This window comes from Cryobacterium algoricola, assembly GCF_004402485.1.
Lineage (GTDB): Bacteria > Actinomycetota > Actinomycetes > Actinomycetales > Microbacteriaceae > Cryobacterium > Cryobacterium algoricola.
The window spans coordinates 813,023-837,204 of record NZ_SOFG01000004.1; the positions used below are offsets into that span (position 1 = coordinate 813,023).

At 70.0% G+C, this 24,182-nt stretch carries 19 protein-coding genes; 7 read left to right on the top strand and 12 right to left on the bottom strand.

Features of this window, described 5'->3' with window-relative positions:
- Nucleotides 1–68: 68 nt before the first annotated feature.
- Entirely contained in the window at nt 69–1,493 is a 1,425-nt protein-coding gene (locus E3O44_RS04235) for a M50 family metallopeptidase (protein ID WP_198415864.1), read from the bottom strand.
- Between the two features lie 65 nt (nt 1,494–1,558).
- Here E3O44_RS04235 and E3O44_RS04240 point away from each other — a divergent pair, with 65 nt between their 5' ends.
- The 3 genes from E3O44_RS04240 to E3O44_RS04250 are packed head-to-tail and all read left to right on the top strand — an operon-like array spanning nt 1,559 to nt 4,408.
- Nucleotides 1,559–2,998, top strand: a complete 1,440-nt coding sequence (locus E3O44_RS04240) for a serine/threonine-protein kinase (protein WP_241976013.1) — start codon at nt 1,559–1,561, stop codon at nt 2,996–2,998.
- On the top strand, nt 2,995–3,468 hold the full coding sequence (locus E3O44_RS04245) for a hypothetical protein (protein ID WP_134532758.1): 474 nt from the start codon (nt 2,995–2,997) through the stop codon (nt 3,466–3,468). The genes E3O44_RS04240 and E3O44_RS04245 overlap by 4 nt, the downstream gene beginning before the upstream one ends.
- Before the next feature lie 25 nt (nt 3,469–3,493).
- Nucleotides 3,494–4,408, top strand: coding sequence for an NAD-dependent epimerase/dehydratase family protein (locus E3O44_RS04250; protein WP_134532760.1), 915 nt, complete (start codon nt 3,494–3,496; stop codon nt 4,406–4,408).
- A 12-nt stretch (nt 4,409–4,420) separates the two neighbouring features.
- Here E3O44_RS04250 and dxr read toward each other — a convergent pair whose 3' ends face one another.
- The gene (dxr, locus tag E3O44_RS04255) at nt 4,421–5,500 is read right to left on the bottom strand and encodes a 1-deoxy-D-xylulose-5-phosphate reductoisomerase (RefSeq protein WP_134532762.1); all 1,080 of its coding nucleotides are present in this window, start codon (nt 5,498–5,500) and stop codon (nt 4,421–4,423) included.
- A gap of 52 nt (nt 5,501–5,552) precedes the next feature.
- On the opposite strand from dxr, the gene E3O44_RS04260 reads away from it, so the two are divergent.
- Nucleotides 5,553–6,359, top strand: coding sequence for a lysophospholipid acyltransferase family protein (locus E3O44_RS04260; protein ID WP_420897907.1), 807 nt, complete (start codon nt 5,553–5,555; stop codon nt 6,357–6,359).
- Nucleotides 6,360–6,423: 64 nt separating this feature from the next.
- Nucleotides 6,424–7,761, top strand: a complete 1,338-nt coding sequence (locus E3O44_RS04265) for an aminotransferase class III-fold pyridoxal phosphate-dependent enzyme (RefSeq protein ID WP_134532764.1) — start codon at nt 6,424–6,426, stop codon at nt 7,759–7,761.
- A 26-nt stretch (nt 7,762–7,787) separates the two neighbouring features.
- On the opposite strand, the gene E3O44_RS04270 is transcribed toward E3O44_RS04265, so the two are convergent.
- On the bottom strand, nt 7,788–8,258 hold the full coding sequence (locus tag E3O44_RS04270) for an OsmC family protein (protein ID WP_134532766.1): 471 nt from the start codon (nt 8,256–8,258) through the stop codon (nt 7,788–7,790).
- Between the two features lie 35 nt (nt 8,259–8,293).
- On the opposite strand from E3O44_RS04270, the gene gabT reads away from it, so the two are divergent.
- Together gabT and E3O44_RS04280 are read left to right on the top strand one after the other, a co-directional pair.
- Entirely contained in the window at nt 8,294–9,664 is a 1,371-nt protein-coding gene (gene gabT / locus E3O44_RS04275; protein WP_134532767.1) for a 4-aminobutyrate--2-oxoglutarate transaminase, read from the top strand.
- Nucleotides 9,664–10,698: an asparaginase gene (locus E3O44_RS04280; RefSeq protein ID WP_241976014.1), complete on the top strand. Its 1,035-nt coding sequence runs from the start codon at nt 9,664–9,666 to the stop codon at nt 10,696–10,698. The genes gabT and E3O44_RS04280 overlap by 1 nt, the downstream gene beginning before the upstream one ends.
- Nucleotides 10,699–10,811: 113 nt before the next feature.
- On the opposite strand, the gene E3O44_RS04285 is transcribed toward E3O44_RS04280, so the two are convergent.
- The 9 genes from E3O44_RS04285 to E3O44_RS04325 form a co-directional block, all read right to left on the bottom strand.
- On the bottom strand, nt 10,812–11,618 hold the full coding sequence (locus tag E3O44_RS04285) for an ABC transporter permease (protein WP_174775024.1): 807 nt from the start codon (nt 11,616–11,618) through the stop codon (nt 10,812–10,814).
- A complete protein-coding gene (locus E3O44_RS04290) occupies nt 11,615–12,529 on the bottom strand; it encodes an ABC transporter permease (RefSeq protein WP_134532769.1) in 915 nt (304 codons plus the stop codon). The genes E3O44_RS04285 and E3O44_RS04290 overlap by 4 nt, the downstream gene beginning before the upstream one ends.
- Nucleotides 12,529–13,734: an ABC transporter ATP-binding protein gene (locus tag E3O44_RS04295; protein WP_134532771.1), complete on the bottom strand. Its 1,206-nt coding sequence runs from the start codon at nt 13,732–13,734 to the stop codon at nt 12,529–12,531. The genes E3O44_RS04290 and E3O44_RS04295 overlap by 1 nt, the downstream gene beginning before the upstream one ends.
- 1 nt (nt 13,735) lies before the next feature.
- Nucleotides 13,736–14,947: an ABC transporter substrate-binding protein gene (locus E3O44_RS04300; RefSeq protein ID WP_134532773.1), complete on the bottom strand. Its 1,212-nt coding sequence runs from the start codon at nt 14,945–14,947 to the stop codon at nt 13,736–13,738.
- Nucleotides 14,948–15,151: 204 nt separating this feature from the next.
- Nucleotides 15,152–18,400: an FtsK/SpoIIIE domain-containing protein gene (locus E3O44_RS04305; RefSeq protein ID WP_166792529.1), complete on the bottom strand. Its 3,249-nt coding sequence runs from the start codon at nt 18,398–18,400 to the stop codon at nt 15,152–15,154.
- A 156-nt stretch (nt 18,401–18,556) separates the two neighbouring features.
- Nucleotides 18,557–19,330, bottom strand: a complete 774-nt coding sequence (locus tag E3O44_RS04310; protein ID WP_134532777.1) for an FHA domain-containing protein — start codon at nt 19,328–19,330, stop codon at nt 18,557–18,559.
- A complete protein-coding gene (locus E3O44_RS04315; protein WP_134532779.1) occupies nt 19,327–21,723 on the bottom strand; it encodes a transglutaminase TgpA family protein in 2,397 nt (798 codons plus the stop codon). The genes E3O44_RS04310 and E3O44_RS04315 overlap by 4 nt, the downstream gene beginning before the upstream one ends.
- Nucleotides 21,720–23,117, bottom strand: coding sequence for a DUF58 domain-containing protein (locus E3O44_RS04320; RefSeq protein WP_134532781.1), 1,398 nt, complete (start codon nt 23,115–23,117; stop codon nt 21,720–21,722). The genes E3O44_RS04315 and E3O44_RS04320 overlap by 4 nt, the downstream gene beginning before the upstream one ends.
- Nucleotides 23,114–24,124, bottom strand: a complete 1,011-nt coding sequence (locus E3O44_RS04325; RefSeq protein ID WP_241976016.1) for an AAA family ATPase — start codon at nt 24,122–24,124, stop codon at nt 23,114–23,116. The genes E3O44_RS04320 and E3O44_RS04325 overlap by 4 nt, the downstream gene beginning before the upstream one ends.
- Nucleotides 24,125–24,182: the final 58 nt, after the last annotated feature.

Below are 24,182 nucleotides of genomic sequence, written 5' to 3' on the forward strand. Positions count from 1 at the left end.
AGTGTCACCTTTCCGGTCGAGAGTGCCTCGCGGAAAGGTCACTCTCGACCGGAAAGGTGTCCGGGGTTTCAGCCGAAGAGGTTGATCGGCTTGACGATGTCGGCGTAGATGAGCAGGAGGCTCATGCCGCCGAGCACGATGACGACCGCGAAGGTGAGCGGCATCAGCCTGGCCATGTCGACCGGGCCCGGATCCTTGCGCTTGAAGAGCTTCGCGACCCGGCGGCGCAGGCCCTCCCAGAGTGCGCCCGCGACGTGGCCGCCGTCGAGCGGCATCAGCGGGATCAGGTTGAACACAAACAGGGCAACGTTGAGCGAGGCGAGCAGGCCGATCAGGCTCGCGGCCTTGCTCGCGATGGGGATGGTGTTGATGCTCGCGATCTCGCCGGCGACGCGGCCGACGCCGACGACGCTGATCGGACCGTTCGGGTCGCGCTCGCCGGGACCGAAGGCGGCGTTGACGATGTCGACCATCCGTTGGGGGAGGTTCAGGATCATGTGCACGACGGCGCCGATGTTGTCTCCGACGGCGGGGAGCACGGCCGTGACGGGCTGTTGGACGAGTTCGCCTGCCGGGCCGATGCCGACGAAGCCGACCTCCTGGGTGACGGCCGTGCCGTCGGCATCCGTCGTCACCTTGCCTGCGGAGTCGAGCACGTACCGTTCGGTCAGTTTGGGGGTGATCGTGAGGTTCACGTCGGTTCCGGCGCGGTCGACGACGACGGCGAGCGGGGTGCCTGGCGAGCTGCGGATGATCCCGGTGGACTGCTCCCAGCTCGTGATCGCGGTGCCGTCGATGCTCACGAGGCGATCGCCGGGCTGCAGGCCGGCCGCGGCGCCCGGGGACTTCTCGTCGGTTGCGCCACAGGCCGTCTGGGTGCTCGAGGCCGGGAGGACGCACGCGGACACGCTGCCGACCGTTGTGCTCGCCTGCGCGGTTCCGAAGCCCATCAGGAGCACGGCGAAGAGCAAGACCGCGATCAGCAGGTTCATGGTCGGGCCGCCGAGCATGATGATGATGCGCTTCCACACAGCCAGGCGGTAGAAGGCGCGGTGTTCCTCGCCGGCGCCGATCGTGTCGGCGCTCGACTGGCGGGCGTCCTCGACGAGGCTCGTCAGGGCGCCTGGCCTCTTCGCGTTCGGGTCCTGGAGGTTCGGGTCCTGGGCGGTCTGGTCCTGGGCGGGAGCGCCCTCCTGCACCAGCTGGTTGAAGAAGCCCGTGCTGTTGGGGTGGGGCTTCTCACCGGGCTTCGCGGGCGGGAACATGCCGATCATGGAGATATATCCGCCGAGGGGAATGGCCTTCACGCCGTATTCGGTTTCGCCCTTGCGGCGCGACCACAGCGTGGGGCCGAAGCCGATCATGTACTGGGTGACCTTGACGCCGAAGGCCTTCGCCGGCAGCAGGTGGCCGATTTCGTGCAGGCCGATGGACAGGGCGAGTCCGATGACGACGATGACGACGCCCAAGATATACAGCAGCACGGTTTCCACAGTCGTAGATTACTCACCCCAAGCTGACAGGCCGCTGGCGGTTCGCTATGCGGGATGTGGTTTGCTTGGGTACCGAACCCGAAAGGAGTCTCCTCCTGCCTTCGCCTTCCTCGGGCTCCGCCCGCCAGCTTGACGGCCTCATCGGCGTCAGCCTCGCCGACCGTTTCCGGATCGACCGGCTGATCGGGACCGGGGGGATGGCCGTCGTCTACGAGGCGACAGACCTCGCCCTGGGTCGGACTGTCGCGGTCAAGCTCTTCCGGCTCGATACCGCGGACGATGCCGGCCCGGAACGGCAGAGCGGCGAAGTCGCCGTGCTCGCGAGCCTCAACCACTTCGCCCTCGTCACGCTCTTCGACGCCGGCACCGCGATCGTCGACGGGACCGCCCGCACCTTCATCGTGATGGAACTCGTCGACGGCACCGACCTGCGCACCCGGATCGCCGCCGGCCCGCTGCCTCGGTCCGAGGTCGCCACCATCGGCGCCGACCTCGCGGAGGCGCTGCACTACGTGCACGAACGCGGGATCATCCACCGCGACATCAAGCCCGCAAACGTGCTGCTGGCCCCGTCCGGTTTCCCCGGCCGCGCGGCGCACGCCAAGCTCGCAGACTTCGGCATCGCCAGGCTCGTCGACGCGACCCGCCTCACGGCGACCGGCTCCTTCCTCGGAACGGCCGGCTATCTCAGCCCCGAACAGGCGCTCGGCACGACGATCGGCGCGCCGAGCGACGTCTACTCCCTCGGTCTGGTGCTGCTCGAATGCCTGACCGGAGAGCGCGCGTACCCGGGAACCGCGATCGAGTCCGCGATGGCGCGGCTGCAGCGCGACCCGGAGGTCCCCGTGGCCTTTGGCCCGGCCTGGGCCGCGGTACTCGGCGGCATGACCCAGCGCGAACCGGGCGCGCGGTTCAGTCCGGCGGATGCCGCGGTGCGACTGCGGCTGCTGGCGCAGTCCGAGGCGGCGGACACGGCGAACGCCCCGACGAGCGCCTCCGCTCCGGCGGATGCCCCGACGCGCGCCTACGCTCCGGCGGACGCCCCGACGCGCGGGTTCCTGGCACCGGGCGCCCCGACGCGGGCGCTCGACCCGGCACAAGAATCTGCGGTGACACGCGCCTTCGCCCCGGCGGACGCCCCGACGCTGTTCCTTCCCGGCGAGCCCTCCGGATCCGCCACTGACCGGTCCGGAGGCGGATCCACTGCCGAGACGGTGGCGTTCGGCGCCGGTACGCCGGGGCGGGCGACCGAGGCGCCGGCGGCATCCGTTCGCGCGCCCCGGGCAACGGCCTGGCCTCGGGTGCTCACCGGCAGGACCGGTCTCGCCGTGCTCCTCGTCGCGGCAGCCGCCCTGATCACGATCATTGTGCTCGGCGTCACGCTGCGCCCCGCCGCACAGGCGGATGCCCCGGCCGGCTCGTCCACGAGCGCCCCGGCTTACCCCGACGTTGCGGGCACACTCGGCGACCACCTCCGACAGCTCCAGGAAAGCGTGGCACCGTGAGCATCGGCAGACCCGCCAGGACCCGCACGGGAACCGGTACCATCCGTGGCCGCGTCGCGGCGCTCGTGGGCGGCGCGCTGCTCGTGGCCGCCGCCCTCACAGGATGCGCGTCGGATGACTCCCCCGTGCAGCCGTCGACGGCGACCCAGCTGCAGTCCGGCGTGCTCGCGGTGACCGAGGCCGCAGCGGCCGGCGACTTTCCGGGTGCCTCCGCGGCCCTCGACGCCGTGCAGGCCGACCTGCTCACGGCGGCCGCGACCGGCCAGGTCACGGGAACCCGCGCGACCGAGATCCAGGCGGCGATCGACGGTGTGACCGCCGATCTGGCCGCGCTCGCCGCTGCGGCGAGCACGCCCACCGCGACGCCGGAATCAGGCCCCAAGCCCCCTCCGTCCGTTGACAGCGGCCCCGGCACGGGCAACGGTAAGAAGGACAAGTGCAATCCGAAAAAGGACAACTGCGACGGGTGACCCTCGCCCCGGGCCGGAAGGACAGATGACTCACCACCTTGTTGTCGGGGCCGGCCTGATCGGCCGTCCCGTCGCCGAACGGCTCGCCGCACGCGGGGACACCGTCACGATCGCGACCCGCTCCGGGTCACCCGCGGCGGGGGCGACCCCGCTCGTGCTCGACGCGAGCGACCCGGACGCCTTCTCCGCCGCAGCGGCCGGGGCATCCACGATCTTCCTCTGCACCAATCCGCCCTACACCGACTGGGCCGCCCAGTGGCCCCCGATCGTCGGAGCGGCGATCACCGCCGCCGCGGCGACAGGCGCTTCCCTCGTCGTGATGGGCAACCTGTACCCGTACGGCACGCCGCGCGGGGCGATGACCGAGCACACTCCGGAGACGACGACCGAGCGGAAGGGCCTGATCCGGAGGGAGGGCTGGCGCCGGGTGCGTGCGGCGCATGAGGCCGGTCAGATCAGGGCGGTTGAAGTGCGGGCGAGCGACTACTTCGGGCCGGGAGTGACCGGCAGAGCACACCTGGGCGAGGATTTCTTCGGGTCGATCCTGACCTCGAAGACGGCGCGCGTCGTCGGGGATCCCGGGTTACCGCACAGCTGGAGCTACCTGCCCGACATCGCGTCGACCCTGATCTCCGCCGCTGATTACACCGGGGACTGGGGCCGGATCTGGCACGTGCCGAGTGCGTCGGCGAGCCGCGTCGAGATCGCGGCCGAGCTGAACGAGCGCTACGACTGCGAAGGCTCCGTCGCCGGGTATCCGCAGTGGGTGCTGCGCGGCATCGGCCTGGTCAACCCGCTGATGCGCGAGGTCTACGCCTCGAGCTACCAGTTCACCTCACCGTTCATCATCGAATCGGCAGAGACCGAACGCGAGCTCGGCGTCGTTGCAACCCCTTGGCTCACCGCCCTCACGGCGGCGGCGGACAGCTACCGGGCCTGACCGGCGAGCCTCTCAGGCGAGGAGTTTGTCGGCGGCGGCTCGGGCCCAGGTTTCTGCGGCGGCGAGGGACTCGCGGGTGAGGGGGCCGTCCTGCTCGTGGGTTTCGACGACCCGCTGGATGGTGTCGACGATGTCGAGGAAGCCGATCCGGCCGGCATGGAAGGCGGCGACGGCCTGCTCGTTGGCCGCGTTGAACACGGCCGGGTAGGTGCCACCGGCACGGCCGACCTGCTTGGCGAGTGCGACGGCGGGGAACGCGACGGTGTCGAGGGGTTCGAACGTCCAGGTCTGCGGCTTCGTCCAGTCGAGGGGAACGCCGACGGCGGCGACGCGGTTCGGCCAGTCGAGGCCGAGCGAGATCGGCAGGCGCATGTCGGGCGGCGAGGCCTGCGCGATCGTCGAGCCGTCGATGAACTCGACCATCGAGTGCACGATCGACTGCGGGTGTACGGCGACGTCGATGTCCTCGTAGGCGACGTCGAAGAGCAGGTGCGCCTCGATGATCTCGAGGCCCTTGTTCACGAGGGTCGCCGAGTTCGTCGTGACGACGAGCCCCATGTCCCAGGTCGGGTGCGCGAGCGCCTGGGCGGGAGTCACCGACCGCATCTCGTCGCGGGTGCGGCCCCTGAACGGGCCACCGGATGCCGTCAGCACGAGCCGGGACACCTCACGCGCCGTCCCCGACCGCAACGCCTGCGCGATCGCGGAATGCTCCGAGTCGACCGGCACGATCTGCCCGGGCGCGGCGAGCGCCGTGACCAGGTCACCGCCGACGATGAGGGACTCCTTGTTCGCGAGGGCGAGGGTGCGCCCGGCCCTGAGCGCCGCAAGGGTCGGGCCGAGCCCCACAGACCCCGTAATGCCGTTGAGCACCACGTCCGCGTCGACATCCGTCACGAGCTGTTCTGCCTCGACGGCGCCGAGTGCGGTGTCGTCGACCTGGAATTCCTCCGCCTGCTGCGCAAGCAGTTCCCGATTGGTGCCTGCCGAAAGACCGACCACTTCGAAGCGGGTCGGATTGGCCCGGATCACGTCGAGGGCCTGGGTTCCGATCGAACCGGTGGACCCGAGGATTACTACTCGTCTGCGCATTCCCTCAGACTAGCTTTCGTGGTACCGGGTGTCACGGCGGTAGGGTCGAGCAGTGACCGGAGCCAAGGACGAACCCCAGGAACCCCTTATCCAGGAGCCCGATGAGGCCGCGGAGACCGCTTCGGATCTCCCCAAAACCCGTCGCCCCGGATTCGTCTACTACCTGAGTTACGGCATCATGGCGCCGATCGCCCGGATCATCTTCTGTCCGATCATCACGGGCACGGAGAACATCCCCCGCTCCGGCCGGGTCATCCTCGCGAGCAATCATCTCTCGTTCATCGACAGCATGGTCATCCCGCTCGTGACCCCGCGCCGCGTGCAGTACCTCGCGAAGTCGACGTATTTCACCGGGACGGGATTCAAGGGGTACCTGACCCGCACCTGGTTCGAGTCGATCGGTGCTGTCGGGATCGAACGCGGTGCCGGCCAGGCCGCACAGGACGCGCTCGACGCCGGGCGCAGCATCCTCGAATCGGACAGCGCATTCGCCATCTACCCCGAGGGCACCCGCTCCCTCGACGGGCGCCTGTATAAGGGACGCACCGGCGTCGCCTGGCTCGCCCTCACGACGGGCGCCGTCGTCGTGCCGGTCGGCCTGATCGGCACCCAGGAGATCCAGCCCGTCGGCACCCGGATCCCCCGGGTGCGGAAGATCACCGTCAACTTCGGCGAACCGATCGACGTCAGCCGCCACGGGCCGGCCACCTCAGGCCGGGCCCGCCGCCAGGCCACCGACGAGATCATGGCCGCCATCCACAAGCTGTCCGGCCAGGAACTCGCCGGGCGCTACAACGAATCGCCGCGCCCCGGGCTGCACGGGCTCGCAGACAAGGTCTTCCCGCGAGAGCGCGTCTAACCGGGTTCGGTCGCGACCGGCGCGCGGAAACACCGGGGAAATCGACGCAAACTAAGCTGGACCCATGTCTGCTTCGTACTCGGTCCCCCAAAAACGCAAACTCGTCACCGCCCTGCCGGGCCCCAAGTCCATTGAACTGCAGGAACGCCGGGTCAACTCGGTCTCCCGCGGAGCCGGCACGCTCATCAATGTCTACATGGACCACGGAGCCGGCGCGATCCTCGTCGACGTCGACGGCAACCAGATCATCGACATGGGCTGCGGCATCGGGGTCACCACGATCGGGCACGCGAACGCCGAGGTCGCCGAGGCCGCGGCCGCCCAGGCCGCGAAGCTGACCCACACCCTCTTCACGGTCACGCCGTACGAGAACTACGTCGCCGTCGCCGAGAAGCTCGCCGAGATCACCCCCGGTGACTTCCCGAAGAAGTCGATCCTCGTCAACACGGGTGCAGAGGCCGTCGAGAACGCGGTCAAGATCGCCCGTAAGTTCACCGGCCGTCGCGCCATCGTCGCGCTCGACCACGCCTTCCACGGCCGCACCAACCTCACCATGACCATGACGTACCGGCCCTGGCCGGAACGCGCCGGCATGGGCCCGTTCCCCGGCGAGATCTACAGCGTCCCGACGAGCTACCCGTACCGCGACGGCCTGACCGGCGAGGAGGCCGCCGAGAAGACGATCGACTACATCACGACCCACATCGGCGCCACCGAGATCGCGGCGTTCTTCGTCGAACCGATCCAGGGCGACGGCGGCATCGTCATCCCCGCCCCCGGCTACTTCAAGCGGATCAGCGAGTTCTGCACCGAGAACGGCATCGTCTTCGTCTCCGACGAGATCCAGGCCGGCATCGCCCGCACCGGCGTCTGGTACGCGATCGAGCACCACGGCGTCGTCCCCGACCTCGTCACCACGGCCAAGGGCATCGCGGGCGGCTTCCCGCTCGCCGCCGTCACCGGCCGCGCCGACATCATGGATGCCGTGCAGCCCGGCGGCATCGGCGGAACCTTCGGCGGCAACCCGGTTTCGACCGCGGCAGCGCTCAAGGTGCTCGAGATCATCGAACGCGACGACCTGCTCGGCGAGGCCAAGCGCGTCGAGAAGGCCCTCTGGGCCCGCATCGGCGACTGGGCCGAGAAGTTCTCCGTCGTCGGCGAGGTCCGCGGCAAGGGCGCCATGTTCGGCGTCGAGCTCGTGCACCCCGGAACGACCACGCCGTACCCCGAGGCGCTCACCGCGATCATCAAGCACGCGACCACGCACGGCGTGATCGTGCTCGATGCCGGCAGCTGGGACTCCGTGCTGCGGATCATGCCGTCCGTCGTCATCTCCGAGGAGCTCATCAACGACGCGGCATCCGTCATCGAAGAGACGCTGCGCGCCCTCTCCGGCGTCTGACCCGCTGTCGCTCCCTGACCTGCGGGTCAGGGAGCGGCGACGGTTTCGGGCTCGTGCCCGACCGGGAAGTTCACCGACGCGGCGATGAAGCACTCCCGCTCGGCTTCGGCGTGCAGCGACTGGGCGAGATCCACCTGGCCGGCATCGGAGACGGTGACCCGTGGCCGCAGAGTCACCCCGGTGAAGTGGCCGCCGCCGTTGGTCTGGACCATCGTGCCGGTCGCGTCATCGGTGTACCCGACCACGACGACGCCGTTCCTCGCGGCCACGTGCAGGTACGAGAGCATGTGGCACTGGCTCAGCGCGGCAATCAGGAGTTCCTCCGGGTTCCAGCGGTCGGCGTCGCCGCGGAACGCGCGGTCCGATGACCCCTCGACCGGATGCTTGCCCTCTGCGGACACGACATGGTCGCGCCCGTATGCCCGGTAATCGCTCGTGCCCGTTCCGCGGTTGCCTGTCCACGCAACACGCACGTCGAAGTGGTGCTCAATTTTCATTCCCCGATTCTCTCACTGGGTAAACTGAACGCATCATGACTGACACGCTGACGCCCTCGACCCCACCGTCCACTGCTCCCTCGGTCACGCAGGAGCGACGCATCGTCACGGCCATCCCCGGCCCACGTTCGGTCGAGCTGCAACAGCGCCGCCTCGCGACGGTGTCCGGCGGCGTCGGCTCAGCACTCCCGGTGTACATCGTGAAGGCCCACGGGGCGATCGTCGTCGACGTCGACGGCAACCAGTTCATCGACCTCGGTGCCGGCATCGGCGTCACGACGATCGGCCACACCGAGGCGAGCGTCGTCGCTGCCGCGGTCGGGCAGGCGGAGGACTTCATCCACACCCTCTTCACGGTCACGCCGTACGAGGAATACGTGCGCGTCTGCGAGCTCCTCGCCGAGCACACCCCCGGCGATTTCGCGAAGAAGTCGGTGCTGATCAACTCGGGCGCCGAAGCCGTGGAGAACGGCGTGAAGATCGCCCGCAAGTTCACCGGTCGCCGTGCCGTCGCCGTGCTCGACCACGCCTACCACGGCCGCACCGTGCTCACGATGGCGATGAATTACAAGGCGATGCCGTACGCGACCGGCTACGGCCCGCTCGCGAGCGACGTGTACCACGTGCCGAGCTCGTACCCCTATCACGACGGCCTCAGCGGGGCGGATGCCGCCGCCCGCACGATCGCCTACCTCGACAAGGTCATCGGCGCGTCCGACCTGGCCTGCCTCGTCGTCGAACCGATCCAGGGCGAGGGCGGCTTCATGGTCGCCGCCGAGGGCTACTTCACCGCCCTGCAGGACTGGTGCACCGCCAACGGCGTCGTCATGATCGCGGACGAGATCCAGAGCGGCATGGCCCGCACGGGCGCGTACTACGCGAGTGAGCACTTCGGCTGGGTCCCCGACCTCGTGCTCACGGCCAAGGGCATCGCCGGCGGCTTCCCGCTCGCGGCGGTCACCGGACGCGCCGAGATCATGGATGCCTCCCAGACCGGCGGCCTCGGCGGCACCTTCGGCGGCAACCCGGTCTCCTGCGCCGCTGCGATCGCCGTCTTCGAGGCGATCGAGACGAACAACCTCCTTGCGGAGGGGCAGCGGATCGAGAAGACCCTGCGCGCGGGCCTCGGGAAACTTCAGGACAAGTACGACATCATCGGGGACATCCGTGGGCGTGGTGCGATGATCGCGATCGAGCTTGTGCAGCCGGGCACCGGGGCGACCACCAAGGTGGCCAACGCCGCCGCCGTCAGCTCGATCGCGGCATACGCCGCCCAGCACGGCGTGCTGCTGCTCACCGCGGGCACCTACGGCAACGTGCTCCGGTTCCTGCCGAGCCTCGCCGTCACCGACGCACTGCTCCTCGATGCCCTCTCGGTCATCGACGACGCGATCGCCGCGCTCTAGTGTCGTTCGCGGACACACTCGGGCATACCCAGCTCCCGCACCCCGTGCAGACCTTCGCCGTGACGGATGCCGTCGAACTCGCGGTCGTCGAACGCAGCGGCTTCGTCGAGTCGCGGCATGCAGGTTCCGCCGTCGTGCTCACGGGAGAGGGCGCCGTGCTGCGCTCCCTCGGCGACGTGACGAGCCCGGTCTTCCCGCGCTCGTCGATGAAGCCGTTCCAGGCCGTCGCGGTGATGGCGAGCGGCGTCACCCTGCGCGGTGAGGACGCCGCGATCGCGACCGCGAGCCACACCGGCACCCAGCGCCACGCCGATCTCGTGCGCGGCCTGCTCTCCCGGGCCGGAATCCCGGAGACCGCGCTCGCCTGCCCGCCGGCCTGGCCGATCGACCACGCGACCCGCGACGCGCTCGTGCGCCTCGGCGCAGGCCAGGCCCCTATCTACATGGAGTGCTCGGGCAAGCACGCGGCGATGCTCGTGGCGTGTGTGCAGAACGAGTGGCCGCTGACCGGATATCTCGAGCCAGAGCATCCGCTGCAGAAGCGCATTCTCGACGTCGTGGAACGCTTCACCGGGGAACGCCCCGCCGCCTCGGGCGTCGACGGCTGCGGCGCGCCCGTGCACGCCCTCTCCCTCGCCGGCCTCGCCCGCGGCATCGGCCGGATCGCGTCGTCGAAGTCGAACTCGCCGTTCGCGATCTACCGTGAGGCCGGCTTCCTCTCCGAGGCCGTTCGCCAGAACGGCTGGGTCGTCGCGGGGCCCGGCAAGCCGGACACCCTCGTGATCGACCGGCTCGGCCTGTTCGTGAAGGGCGGCGCAGAGGGCATCATGGTCGCGGCTGCCCCGAACGGAACGACCGTCGCCCTCAAGATCCTCGACGGCAGCCTGCGCGCGGCGACGCTCGTTGCACTCAACCTGCTCGCCGATGCTGGCGCGATCGCCCACACGGATGTCGAAGCGCTGCTCCCCGACCTCGGCCTCGCCGTGTACGGCGGCGGCCACCCGGTCGGACGCATCCACGCGAGCTACCGCTAGCGCGGACGCGGCCCCGCCCCAGTTGTTGCCGTTTCGGACGGCTGTGGCCCGCACACCAGGCACCGTTGGCCGAATCGGCAACACTTACCGGGTGCGCGGGTGACGAGCCGCGGCTAGGCTTCCTTGGCGAGCCGCTTCGCCCGTGCCGCGGAGGACACCTGCGCGGTGACGACGACGACGAGCGCGAAGATGAAGACAGCGGATGCGATCACGTTCGCCTCTGCGGGGATGCCGCGGGCCGCGGAGATGTAGATGTACTTCGGGAACGTCGTGACGGCACCCGAGTTGAAGTTCGTGATGATGAAGTCATCGAAACTCAGCGCGAACGACAACAGGGCGGCGGCGAGGATGCCGGGGACCAGCAGCGGGAGCGTCACCCGGAGGAAGACCTGGGCCGACGAACCGTAGAGGTCGCGCCCGGCCTCCTCGAGCGCGGGGTCGAGGCTCGCGACACGGGCCTTGACGGTCACGACGACGAAGCTGATGCAGAACATCGTGTGCGCGAGGATGATCGTGGTCATGTCCTTGGCGACGCCGAGCGACAGGAACTGCGCGGCGAGTCCCGCGCCGAGGACGACCTCCGGCGTGGCCATCGGCAGGAAGAGCAGCAGGCTCGTCGCCGAGCGGAACCGGAACCGGTAGCGCACGATCGCGATCGCGATCATGGTGCCCATCACGGTCGCGAGCACGGTCGCGACGGAGCCGATCACGAGGCTGTTGCCGAACGCCTCGCAGACCGCACCGTTCTGCACGGCGCACACGTTCAGCCACTTGTCGAAGGTGAACCCCCGCCAGGTGATGTTCGATTTCAGCGAATCGTTGAACGAGAAGACGAACGTGTACGCGATCGGGACCATCAGGAACAGCAGGGCGAGGGCGGAGTAGAGCGGCAGCAGCCACTTGCCGAGGGAGATCTTCACAGCAGTTCCTCCGTGCCCGCACGTTTGACGTAGATTCCGACGATCACGAGGATCACGCTCATCAGGATGATCGAGAGGGCCGCGGCCGCCGGGTAGTTCAGCAGCACCAGGAAGTTGGCCTCGATCACGTTGCCGATCATCTGGCTGTCCGGCCCGCCGAGGAAGTCACGACTCGCGTTGACGTAGTCGCCGGCGGCGGGGATGAAGGTGAGCAGGGTACCCGCGACGATCCCGGGCATCGACAGGGGGATCGTCACCTTGCGGAACACGTCGAACGGGTGCGCATACAGGTCGCTCGCCGCCTCGAGGTAGCGCAGGTCGAGCCGCTCGAGGGTCGTGTAGAGCGGAAGGGTCATGAAAGGGATGAAGTTGTAGGTCAAACCGAAGATGACGGCGATCGGAGTGCCGGTGAGGTGGGCATCCGGCGCGAGCAGCGAGACGGCCTTGAGGCTCGTCACGACGAAGGACTCGTCGGAGAGCAGCTGCTTCCAGGCCAGGGTGCGCAGCAGGAAGCTGATGAAGAAGGGCGCGATCACGAGCACGAGCATCAGGCTCTGCAGCAACGGCCAGCGCCGCGCGGTCACGCCGATGAAATAGGCGAGCGGGTAGCTGAACAGCAGGGCGAGCACCGTCGCGGCGAGGGCGAAGGCGAAGGACCGCACGATGTGCGGCCAGTAGTCGGTGACGACGTCGACGTAGTTCTGCCAGTTGAACGCATACGTGTACTGGCCGATGTCCCCGAACTCGGCGGGCGCCTGGAACGAGGTGATCAGGAGCGACACGAGCGGCGTCAGGAAGAACAGGACGAGATAGAGGATGCCGGGCAACAGCAGCAGGAGGGCGACCGGGCTGCGTCGCCGCGGGGCCGGGTCTGCCTGCGCAGTCGTGGTGGCGAAGGCCGCGAACGCCACTAGGCCTCCTCGAGCTCCGTGACGAGGGACTCGCGACGCTGCGCCGCGATGCTCCGGGTGTCGGTGTCCGCGGCGAACCGGGGGCCGGCGCCCGGAATGGGCTCGTCTTCGAGGCCGAAGCCGTGCTCGACGTGCCAGTCCAGCCAGACCTCGTCACCGACATCCGCCACCGGGCCGAAGGCCATGTTCTGGGCGAAGACGATCAGGGTGCCGATGTAGGGCACGGCGACGAGGTACTGGGTGCTCACGCCGCTGAAGGACACGTCGATCACCCGGCCGGGGCCCATGATGTTGCGGTCGGCGGCCTCGGCGGGCGCCTTCCGGTGCAGCCACATCTTCTCCGGACGGACGCCGATCGTGACCTCGCCGGCATGACGGTGCGCCCGGTCGGCGGGAACGACGACCCGGTGCCCGGCGACGTCGACCGTGATCGACGTGCTCGTGCTGCCGATGACGGGCCCGGTGAAGAGGTTCGACTGGCCGAGGAAGTTGGCGACGAAGGCCGTCTTCGGCAGCTCGTAGAGCACCTCTGGCGCGCCCATCTGTTCGATCCGGCCCTTGTTCATCACCGCAATTGTGTCGGCCATGGTCATGGCCTCCTCCTGGTCGTGTGTGACGTGCAGGAAGGTGAGCCCGACTTCCTCCTGGATGGTCTTGAGCTCGAGCTGCATCTGCCTGCGCAGTTTGAGGTCGAGGGCGCCGAGCGGTTCGTCGAGCAGCAGGAGGGCCGGCTTGTTCACGATCGCCCTGGCCAGGGCGACCCGCTGCTGCTGCCCGCCGGACAGCTGCTGCGGCTTGCGGGCGGCGAGGTGGTCGAGCTCGACGAGCCGGAGCGCCTCGTGCGCCTTGCCGACCGGGTCGGCGATCTTCCGGCGGCGGAGCCCGAAGGCGACGTTCTCGAGCACGGTCATGTGCGGGAAGAGCGCGTAGCTCTGGAACACCGTGTTGACCGGGCGCTGGAAGGCCTTCTGCTGCGTGACATCCGTCCCGCCGATCAGGATGCTGCCCGCGGTCGGCTCTTCGAGACCTGCGACGAGCCGGAGCGTCGTCGTCTTGCCGCAGCCGGACGGGCCGAGCAGGGCGAAGAAGGAGCCGGCCGGGATGGAGAGGTCGAGGTGCTCGATGGCGGTGAAGCCGGGGAAGCGCTTCTGGATGCCGACCAGTTCGAGGTCTGCTCCGGCGTCGGCGAAGGTGCCGGATGCCACCCTAGGCTCCCAGCAGGATCGACTGGAAGTCGGCGCCGTACTTCTGTTCCTCTGTCCCGTCGAGGGTGCGGAACACGTGTGCCTTCGCGAGGGTCGAGTCGTCCGGGAAGATCAGCTGGTTGTTCGCGAGCTCGGGGTCGATCGCCATCGCGGCCTCCTTCGCGCCGGCGACCGGGGTGATGTAGTTCACGTATGCGGCGACCTCGGCGGCGACCTCCGGCTCGTAGTAGTAGTTGATGAGCTTTTCGACGTTCTTCTTGCGCGGGGACCCGATCGGCACGATGAAGTTGTCGTTCCAGAGCGTTCCGCCCTTCTCGGGTACTGCGAAGCCCCACTTGTCGCCGTTCTCGGCGTTGAGCTGCACGATGTCACCCGACCAGACGATGGCGGCAAGGGTGTCCTCGTTGACGAGGTCCTCCTTGTACGCGTTGCCCTTGATGTTGCGGACCTGGCCGTTGGCGACCTGCTTCTTGAACTCGTCGATCGCGGCGCCGAATTCGGAGTCGCCCCACTTCCCGGAGATGTCGACGCCCTGGTCGAGCATGATCAGGCCCATCGTGTCCCGCATCTCGGAGAGGACACCGACGCGGCCCTTCAGGCTCGGGTCCCACAGCTCGGAGACCGACGTGAACCCGTTGGGGAGCTTCTCCTTATTCCAGGCGATCCCGGCGAAGCCACCCTGCCACGGCACGCTCATCGAGCGGCCGGGGTCGAAGTCGACGTCCTTGAGGGACGGGACGAGGTTGCTGAGGTTGGGGATGTTCGCGTGGTCGAGGCCCTGGGTGTACCCGAAACGGATCAGCCGGCCGACCATCCAGTCGGTGAGGCACGCGACATCGGCGCCGATGTCCTTGCCGAGGGCGAGCTGGTCCTTGACCTTGCCGTAGTACGTGTTGTTGTCGTCCACGGCTTCCGTGTACGCGACCTTGATGCCGGTTTCGGCGGTGAACGCCTCAAGCGTGGGGTAGCTTCCGGCGTCGTCTACGTCGATGTAGAGCGCCCAGTTGTCCCAGCGGATGGTCTTGTCCGAATCGGAGACATCGGCGGCGGCGGAGGGCTTGGCGGCCCCGCCGGTGGAACATGCGGCGAGGGCGAGGGCCGCGGCACCGGCACCGGCCCCCGCGAGCAACGTGCGACGGCCGAGCGTGGCCTGCTGGGCCTGGCGGACGAGCTGGCGAATCATCGGGTCGGCGGGCAACGGCCTCGGCATCATGTCTGGGGTCTCCTTGCGGTTTCGGCGAGCGAACACCCACACGACGACGGGTGAGTTGCTAGATACTCGCACAGCGCGGCCTCATAGTCACGGCTGAGTGACCAGATCATCAATTACGTAACCCAGTTGTCACGAAATCAGCAGTTTTAGGGCGGTTTGGCACTCGAAAAGGGCCCTCGGGACGGTCCTCGACCCGAAGCGGGGTCACGGTCGGCCGAAGGCCACCCGGGTGAGGTCTCCGTCGGGTGAGAGGGACCAGAGGTGGCCGCGCCCGGGCGCCAGGGGCGGCGGGAGCTCCCGCCTGCGGGTCAGCATGCGGTAGTCGGCGAGGGTGCAACCGTCGAAGACGACGGGTGCGCGCACCCGGAGCGCGGCCAGGAGCGACCAGTTGGCCTGCCAGGTCTCGGCATCTCCGAGGAAGACGGTCGCCGCACCCGGCCGGGCCAGGGCCGCCGCGGTGTCGGCGGCAGCGGCGCGAGCCGTCAGCTCCACGATGTCGGGGTGCGCGGCATCCGCTCGGAGGCGAGCGGCCGCCCGGGCGGGAGACCCGCTGACGAGGATGACCGACGTGCCCGGATCGAGGGTGAGCACGGTCGCGGTCGCGAACGATCCCGGGCGGGGCCCTGCGCTGCCCGTGGCACCGTTGACCGTGGCACCGCTGGTCGGCGATGCGCCGTCCGGCACCGCACTCTCCGGGGAGAGCACCTGGATCCGGCGGCCGCGCCAGTGTCCGCCGCCGGGTGGGAGGGTCGGATCGTACTGGGCCGCCTGTCCCCCTGCCGCGAGGTGTTCGGCGCGATCGGGAAGGCGAAGCAACAGATGGTCCTGGGCCAGCGCCGCCAGGTTCTGGAGCGGCCCGGTGAGTCGTTGCGCCGTGATGAGGACACTCAGTCCCAGTGGCAGCCCGTCGCGGAGCAGGCTCGCGAGGCACTCGAGGGCCGCCTGCCGGTGTTCCGGCTCCCAGCGGGCACACACCGAATCAAAATCGTCGAGCAACAGGAGCCTCGCCGGGCGCGCGAGGCGGTCACGCACTGCGCCGGCCGGATCGGTGCGGACCCAGCGCATGCCTCCCCGGTCGATCCAGGCACGCGCCTCGGTCAGGGCGTCCCAGACGGCTTCGACGTCGGGAACCGGCCAGCCGACCCACTCGTGCGCGACGCGCGCCTGGGACGCGAAAACGGCGAGTACCGAGCTCTTTCCGCTCCGCACTCCCCCGAGGACGAACATGTTGCCGTCGCCGGGACCGAACCGGGCCACGCTGTACCGTTGCCGGTCCGGATCGTCGACCAGCCCGAAGCGGAATTCGTGTTCCCCGGCCGGGGCCCGGTCCGAAGCGCGTGCCTCGGAAGCGTGTGCCTCTGTATCGGGCCCGCCGAGGTCCTGGAGGCCATCGAGGTCGGCGAGGGTGACCCGGCCGGGAAGCGGGTCGAGCCAGGGCCGGCGCGGGTGCCGGGGCGGCGGGGCCTCTCCGCGCCCCGCTGGGCCCGTGACGGCAGCCAGGGCCTCGATCTCCGCGCCCGAGGTGACGGCGACCTGGCAGGGCTCTGGATCGCCGTCCCCCAGCGCGATCAGGCACCGACCGGGAGCTGCGGCCGGAATGGCGGCGGCTGCGTCCGTCCCGAGCACGGCCTGGCTGTCCGCCGCATTGTTGACGCGCAGGGAGATCCGGAGGCTGCAGTTGGCGAGCAGTGCGTCCCGCACGACTCCGGCCGGGCGCTGGGTGCACAACACGAGGTGCACCCCGAGCGAGCGTCCCCTGGCCGCAATGTCGACGAAGAGGGCGTGGAGTTCGGGAAACGACGCGAGCATGGTCGCGAACTCGTCGACGACGATCACGAGCCGCGGCAGTGCGGTGTGCCCCGTCGGCGTGTGCGGCGACACCGGCCCGCAGAGGGCACGCAATTCGGCCAGGTCGCGGGCACCCGCAGCGGCGAGCACGCGTTCCCGGTGACGCAGCTCGGCGGCGAGGCTCACGAGGGCGCGTTCCGCCTGCCGCCCGTCGAGGTCGGTGACCAGTCCGACACAGTGCGGGAGAACAGTGAGCGGGCGAAATGCCGCACCGCCCTTGAAGTCGATGAGCAGGAAGGTGAGCTCGTCCGGTGACCGGTCTGCGGCCATCTGGCTGACCCAGGTCACCAGCAGTTCGCTCTTTCCGCTTCCGGTCGTTCCACCGACGATGGCGTGCGGCCCGTGGCCGACGAGGTCGAGCGTGACCGGCCCGTCGGCGCCGACACCGATCGCGCAGGCCAGCCCGTCCCGGTCCACCGCAGATGGTGCGGCGGAAAGCGGATGGCCGACGCGCGCGGCCAGCTCGGCGCGCGTGACCCGGGCGGGCAGGGACAGCTGCCCGCCGAGAAGTCCCGCCGTCTCGGCACGGTCTCGGAGCAGCCGAGCGAAACTGCCCGCCTGTTCCCTGGTGATGAGCTCCGGCCGGAGGTCCCGGCGGGGAGACGACCCCGGACGGTGCCCCTCGCCCGCTGGGCTCCCGACGCGCCCGGTTTCCGCGGATCCCGCAGAGAAGAGCACTTCGGCCCTGGTCGGGCTGTGCACGCGCACTACCGTCGCGCAGCCCGGCGGAACGTCGGCGAGGTCTGTGGCCAGCAGCAACCAGGGTGCGGGCGGGTGCCCGTGCTGCGGGACTGCGACGGGAGCGCGGGTGCCGGTGGTCGACGTGTCGGTGAGGCGAAGAACGACGGTCGTCCGGACGGGACGGCTGTGGCCTGCGCGGCCCGCGAGACCGTCGGGCTCCGCGCTGCGCGGTGGTGGCGAGTGCGGCAGCGCTCGGGTCCACGCCCAGTCGTCGCCGGCCGCCTGTTCCGTCGCGACCGGTTCCAGGGCGAATCGGTCCGGCGCCAGCGTGAAGGCGAGCTGCACGAGCAGCGCGCGGGCGAACGCCGCCACGAGGACGGCGGGCCCGACGATCGCGACTCCACCGGCGGCATCCGCTGTGATGGGCGCATCGGTGAGCGTGCCCGCCCAGGCGCGCAGCTCCCGATGCGAGCCGGCTCCGTCGAGACGGACACCGCTCGCCGTGCTTCCCGTTCCCAGCACCACGGGGACCCCGCTTCCGGCTCGTGGCCTCCACCGGGATGCCCGGTCCGGCGTCTCGAGGAGCAGGGACGCCGAGGGTGCCTCCTGCCGTCGCCGTCGGCGCAGTTCGGTGTGCCGGTCGGTGACGGCGATCCGCAGGTCGGCGAGAGCCGCCGCGTACGCTGCGGCGTCGCGGCGGCGGGTGCGGCGCGCGGCTCGGCGACCGTCGACGACGCCCGCCACCGCGATCACCGGGCCGAGCACGGCGAACAGCAGCACGAACGGTGAACCGGTCACGAGCCAGATCACTCCGGCCGCCACGAGGGGCGCCAGGGAGGCGATCAGCGGGAACGCGGCGGGAGGGGGGTCCGTCGGGGACGAGGGTAGCGACAGCGGTTCATCGGCGAGGAAGTTGTCGGTCACCCGGCCAGCAGAACACCGGAACGCGCTGACGACCGGCGGCCGACCGCATCGGTGGGCCGGTAGTCGGCTGGTCGGGGTGGTGAGGAGCAACCCCCGCAGCTGGCCGGAACCGAACCGCAGGCACCCGGCCGGCGTTGGCCGGCTCGGACGGACGTCTCAGCTGACCTGGAAGTACTGGTCGCCGATCTCGACGCGCGAGCCGCGCGGCACGAGGTAGCGGCGGCCGGGCTCGCACCGCACCATCGTCGCGTCGGGGCGGCGGATGATGGTGCCGTTGCCGGAGAAGCGGTCGTTGACCCAGAGCTCGCCGTCATGCTGGCCGAACTCGAGGTGGGTCTTCGACACCGACATCCCGGGATCGATGATCTGCACCAGACGGTCGAAGTGCTCGCTCGGTTGCGGCATCGGCCGGCGTCCGATCAGCCCGGTGCCGCGCACTTCGAGGTCTTCTCCCGTGCTGAACTGCAGTACGAAGACGCCGCCGGTTGCCGGGTCGGCGCCACCGGTGAGGGCGACGTGGGAACCGTGGGTGTGCGCGCCCTGACGGGACGGGGGCGTGGGGTTCACGGGCCGCAGGCGACGCCCGGGCGCGAAGGGTGATGGCGATTCGAGCTCGGCTCCACCAGCCGGCACGTCAGGGCCAGGCACGGCAGGGCCAGGCACGGCAGGGCCAGGCACGGCAGGGGCAGGCACGGCGGGGGGCTGGGCGGGCGCCGCAGGCTCCCCGAGCGCTCCGGAGCCGGCCGCAGCGGTCGTCACCGGAATCGACACGACGCTCGGCCTGGGTCGCAGCGGCTGGATGATGGTCGTGTCGTTCGGACGCGGGTCGTGACGCTTGCGGGTTTTCGGGGTGGCCTTCGTCGAACTGCCGCATTCACCGCAGAACATGGCGCCCACACTCAACGGCGCCCCGCAGATCAGGCAATTCACGAAACGGCTCCTTCCATTCGCCGGTCCTGGCCGGGGTGGGAAACCCCGTCAGCGCTCGGCGTGCCCCGATTCACAGGTGGAACGGATGCCCTTCCAGCGTAGCGAGCGAACGAGCGCAACGAAATGAGCGCCCGGAACCGGTCCCTGCGCGTGCGTCCGGCGGCGAGCGCGACCCGGAGGTCTCCGACCATTCTCCAGATCTGGTCGGCGACACCGTCGCTCGGCCGCCCCGGCGCGAAGACGGCCCGGTCGACCGCGACCGCCGCAGCAACGGGCGGTTCCCCGCCGACCGCTTCGGCCAGTTCGAGGCGGGTCGCCCCGACCGGCACGTCGATGCCGAAGTCCGCCGCCGTGTCTGCGAATTCACGCCAGCCACCCCGCACCCGGTCGAGCGTTGAGCCCGTCCTTCGACGGCGACTGCGCCGACGTGCCTTTGCGACGATCACGAGGAGGAACGGGCCGGCGATGACGAGGGCGGCGAGCAGCGTCCAGCCCGTGATCGTCAACACGGTGAGAAGGAACGCCAGGAGTGGCGACAGTGGCGCCGGTGGCGTTTCCGGGGCGTTCTCCGGAATGGCGGGATCCCGCTGCTCCGTCACACTCGGCGCGAGCGGCGGCACGACGGTCTGCGGGCGCGAGACGATCTGGGGCCGGTCCGGCTGTTTCTCCGGCACATCGCGGACGGCCGGGGTGGGGTCGATCGTCACCCAGCCCTCCGACGCCGTCTGAACCTCGATCCAGGCCGACACGTCTGCACCGTGCACGATCACCGGCGTCGCCCCGTCGCCTGAGACCCCGGGCTGCTGCGGGGCGAATCCCATGACGACCCTGGCCGGGAAACCCAGCCGCCGTGCCAGCAGCGCGGCCGCGACGGCGTACTGTTCGGCGTCTCCGAGCATGGGTTCATCGGTGAACAGCTGGCTGATCCGGTCCAGGCCGTGGCCCGACCGGCTCACGGGCTCGTCCGCACCGACGCCGTGGCTCACATAGCCGTCCGCCTTCAACCCGTCGAGCATGGCCTGCAGTTGCACGCCGGGCGGGTCCCCGGCTCGAACGTATCCCGCGAGCGCCTCTTCTACGGAGTCCGGGAGTGCCTCGAGGGCAGGCAGGGCTGCCGTGCCCGGCGTGACCGTTGCGAGCGAGCGAGGAGCCCGTGGCACGACCGCGGTGGCCGTGTAGGTGTCGCCGGAGGCGAGTCCGCCGAGTACCGCGGCGGTCCCCGTGCCGTCGTTGTAGTAGAACGCATCGGCCCTGGCCGTGCCGGTCGCACCGGTGAAGCGAATGCGTTCGAGCCGCCCGGTCCCCGGGACCCAGACGCCCGCATACCCGGCGATCGTCACGTCGATCGACGAGGGATCCCCGGCGACCGCGCTCTGGTCCAACCGGTCGGGCAGCCGGGTGAAGGCGTTCGCGGCACCATCGAGGGAATAGACGATCCCGTTGTACGAATCGAGAGCGGCGAGTCGGAGCCGGCCCCCTGCCGGCAGGCCGGTCACCGACAGCATCACGGCGTCGGACTGCCCCCGCTGCAGGTAACTGCGGAATTCGCTCAGCGGGCTCGGGTAGTCGTTCGGATCGAACGGCTGCTGCACGCGGGCCCGCACGACGTCCCGGGGCACCTGAACGGGGAAGGCCACCGCGGCCGCGGTGCCGACCCCGATCGCGAGCGCGGTGATCAGCGCGGCGGAGAGCACCCCACGGGCAGCGTTGAGCCGACGACCGGCCTTCGATTCGCGGGTGCGCGCGGACTGACGGGCGCCGGAGAGGCCGAGGAGCGCCCGTCGTCGTGCCGCGCGTTGCCAGAGCAACCAGAACAGCAGCACGACGAAGAGGGCGAGGCCGGTCTCGATCGGCGCGAATCCGACGGTCGGTCCGAGTCCGATCCCGGCGACGTAGAGCGCGATCGGCCCGAGGACACCGAGCTCGCCGATCCGCGCTCGGAGGGCGATCGAGAGGCCGGCGACGGTGCTCGTCAGGACGAGGGTGAGGGCGGGCACGAGCAGGGCCTGGTACGAGCCGACCGGGAGCACGATCGTGACGAGCTCCTTCCAGCTCAGCGCGGTCGCCGCGGCGAGGTCCCCGAGCCCGGCGAGGGTCGGGACCACGCCTTGGGTCGCCTCGCCGGGGATCGCGAGCGGCACGCCGACCAGGAAATACACCGCGATCGTGACGAGGGAGACCAGCCACGCCCGCCAGTGGAACACCGTCCCGACGATCGCGATTCCCGCACCGAGCGCCGCGGCGACGACAACGAGCACCACGAATTCGCGGTTGCCGTAGACCGGCCACAGCGTCACGGCCGCGACCATCGTCGCGAGCAACATCGCCACCGTGTTTCCGATGATGAAGCCGGCGGATGCACGGCGCCGGCCTTGTACCGCTCTGTCGGTCACGCGTCGACCCCCCTGGCGAGGCTGTGCTGCAGGTCCTCGAGGAAGCCGATGGTGAGCACGCTGAGCTCGGCGACGCGCCGGAGGCCCGGCACGGACGCTGTCGCACAGACGACGGCCACGACTTCGACCCCGCCGGGGAAATGGGTCGCGGCTGCGCGCAGCTCGGCGAGGCTCACCGTCGAGCCGTACACGAGGAAGGCGACGGAGATGCCGGCGACGGCATCCGCCGCTGACTGCGCGAGCGCGCCGAGCGGCAGTGCGTCCTTGGTGCGGTCCACCCGGCACAGGTCGTCGAGCAGGCGGGTGGTCGTCAGGGTGCTGAGCCGTTCGGCTGCGGGGCGCCGCCGGTTCCGGTCCGAACGGCCCGGCCGGTGCTGCCCCTGGCCCGGGGCCCGGCCAGGGGCACTGTGGCGGACGGCACCGGGTGCAACGGCGCTCGTGACGACGGACACCGTGCGCGCGTCGCGGATCGCCCGCACGCCGAGGGAGCCGGCGACGCTCACGGCGAGTTCGAATTCCTCGTCGTCGGCATAGTCGTCTGCGGCGAGGCTCAGCGCCACCAGCAGGTGGCTGCGCCGGGACTCCTCGTACTGGCGCACCATGAGGCGGCCGGTCTTCGCCGTGCTCTTCCAGTGGATGCTGCGCCGCTCGTCGCCCGGCACGTACTCGCGCAGGGCATGGAAGGACATGTCGAGGTTGGTGAGGTCCCTGGTGGGGTTTCCCTCGAGGTCACGGATGAACCCCGTGCTCATGCTCGGAATCGGGAGGGTGCGCGGGTGCACGAAGAGGTCGACGCGTTCTGCCCAGACGAGTTCCCTGCGCACGAGGCCGACCGGGTCCGCGCGCACCGTGCGCACCGGCCCGATCGGGATGATGCCGCGCCGCATGGTCGGGACGATGAACACGTCCTCGAAGTGTGCGCCCCTGGCGAGCCCCGGCATCGCGAACTCGGCGAGGCCGAGGCCGACGGGAACCTCGACCCCGACGCCGGGCAGCCGTCGACCGCTGGGGTTGCGCACGATCAATTCACCGGGAACCCGCTCCCCGACCACGACCCGGTCCACTGGAACCCGGAGCCGGATCTGGTACGCCGTGCGCCCGACGAGGAAGCCGAATGAGGCCAGGACGAGGGCGAGTCCCGCCCAGCCGAGCACCACGAGTTCGGTCCAGCCGAGCAGGTACCCGGTCGCGAGGGCAAGGGCGGCGGATGCGAGAACGCTCCAGCCGAGGACCGTGACGACGGCGGTGGCGCGCCGCCAGGTCCTCACCAGTAGCGCACCGGCCGCCCGCACGGCACCGACGGCGCGGACGGCACGCACGAGCAGCGCGGCGAGACGGCCGTCGGCGGTGTCCTCGCCGAGGCCGTTCGGACGTGCGCCGTCCTGGTCGCTCACGCGGCCTGCCGGTCCCCCGGCGGAGGCGTCTCGATCAGGATGCGCGCGACGATGCTCGAGGGTGTGACGCCGTCGAACTCGGCCTCCGGTTCGAGCAGGAGCCGGTGCGCGAGGACCGCCTCTGCGAGCTGTTTCACGTCGTCGGGGATGACGTAGTGCCGCCCGTTTGCCGCGGCGAGGGTCTTCGCGGTGCGGATGAGGGCCAGCGCCCCGCGCACGCTCGCGCCGAGGCGTACCTCGGTGCTCGTGCGCGTCGCGTCGACCAGGCGGGAGACGTAGTCGTTGATGGAGGGGTCGACGTAGACCGTCCTGGCGAGTGCGGCGAGTTCGACGACCGTCGCGGCGGCGATGACGGCCGGGACGACGACCGCGTGCGCGCGACGGCCGGCGCCCTCGAGGATCCGGATCGTCGAGGCATGGTCCGGGTAGCCGATCGAGGTCTTCATGATGAACCGGTCGAGCTGGGCCTCCGGCAGCCGGTAGGTGCCCGCCTGCTCGATGGGGTTCTGGGTGGCGATCACCATGAACGGCTCGGCGACGGGGTGCGTCACCCCGTCCGCGGTGATCTGCTCTTCCTCCATCACCTCGAGCAGCGCAGCCTGGGTCTTCGGGCTCGCGCGGTTGATCTCGTCGGCGAGCACGATATTGGCGAAAACGGGACCGCGGTGGAACTCGAACGCACCGCTGCGCTGGTCGTAGATGCTGACACCGGTGATGTCGCCGGGGAGCAGGTCCGGCGTGAACTGGATCCGGTTGCTGGTGCCCTGGACGCTCTGCGCGATCGCCCGCGCGAGGCTCGTCTTGCCGGTGCCGGGGACGTCTTCGAGCAGCAGGTGACCGCCGCTGAGCAATGCGGTGAACGCCATCCGGATGACGTGATGCTTGCCGAGCAGAACCCGTTCGACCCCGGAGACGAGCCGCTCGAAGACTTCGGCGAAGTGCGCGGCCTGCTCGGCGGTCATCGTGGCGGCGGCAGCCTGGTCGGGCGAGGTCGTCTGGGCATTCATCGGGCCGGTCCTTGGGATAGTCATCTCAGTGTCTTTCGGGTTTTCATCGGATCAGTCT

Bases quoted from the DNA above. Each gene is read 5' to 3' on its own strand.
- E3O44_RS04265 (WP_134532764.1), top strand. From the start codon at position 6,424: ATGTCTGCTTCGTACTCGGTCCCCCAAAAACGCAAACTCGTCACCGCC.
- E3O44_RS04300 (WP_134532773.1), bottom strand. From the start codon at position 14,947: ATGATGCCGAGGCCGTTGCCCGCCGACCCGATGATTCGCCAGCTCGTC.
- E3O44_RS04250 (WP_134532760.1), top strand. From the start codon at position 3,494: ATGACTCACCACCTTGTTGTCGGGGCCGGCCTGATCGGCCGTCCCGTC.
- dxr (WP_134532762.1), bottom strand. From the start codon at position 5,500: ATGCGCAGACGAGTAGTAATCCTCGGGTCCACCGGTTCGATCGGAACC.
- E3O44_RS04325 (WP_241976016.1), bottom strand. From the start codon at position 24,124: ATGAATGCCCAGACGACCTCGCCCGACCAGGCTGCCGCCGCCACGATG.
- E3O44_RS04270 (WP_134532766.1), bottom strand. From the start codon at position 8,258: ATGAAAATTGAGCACCACTTCGACGTGCGTGTTGCGTGGACAGGCAAC.
- gabT (WP_134532767.1), top strand. From the start codon at position 8,294: ATGACTGACACGCTGACGCCCTCGACCCCACCGTCCACTGCTCCCTCG.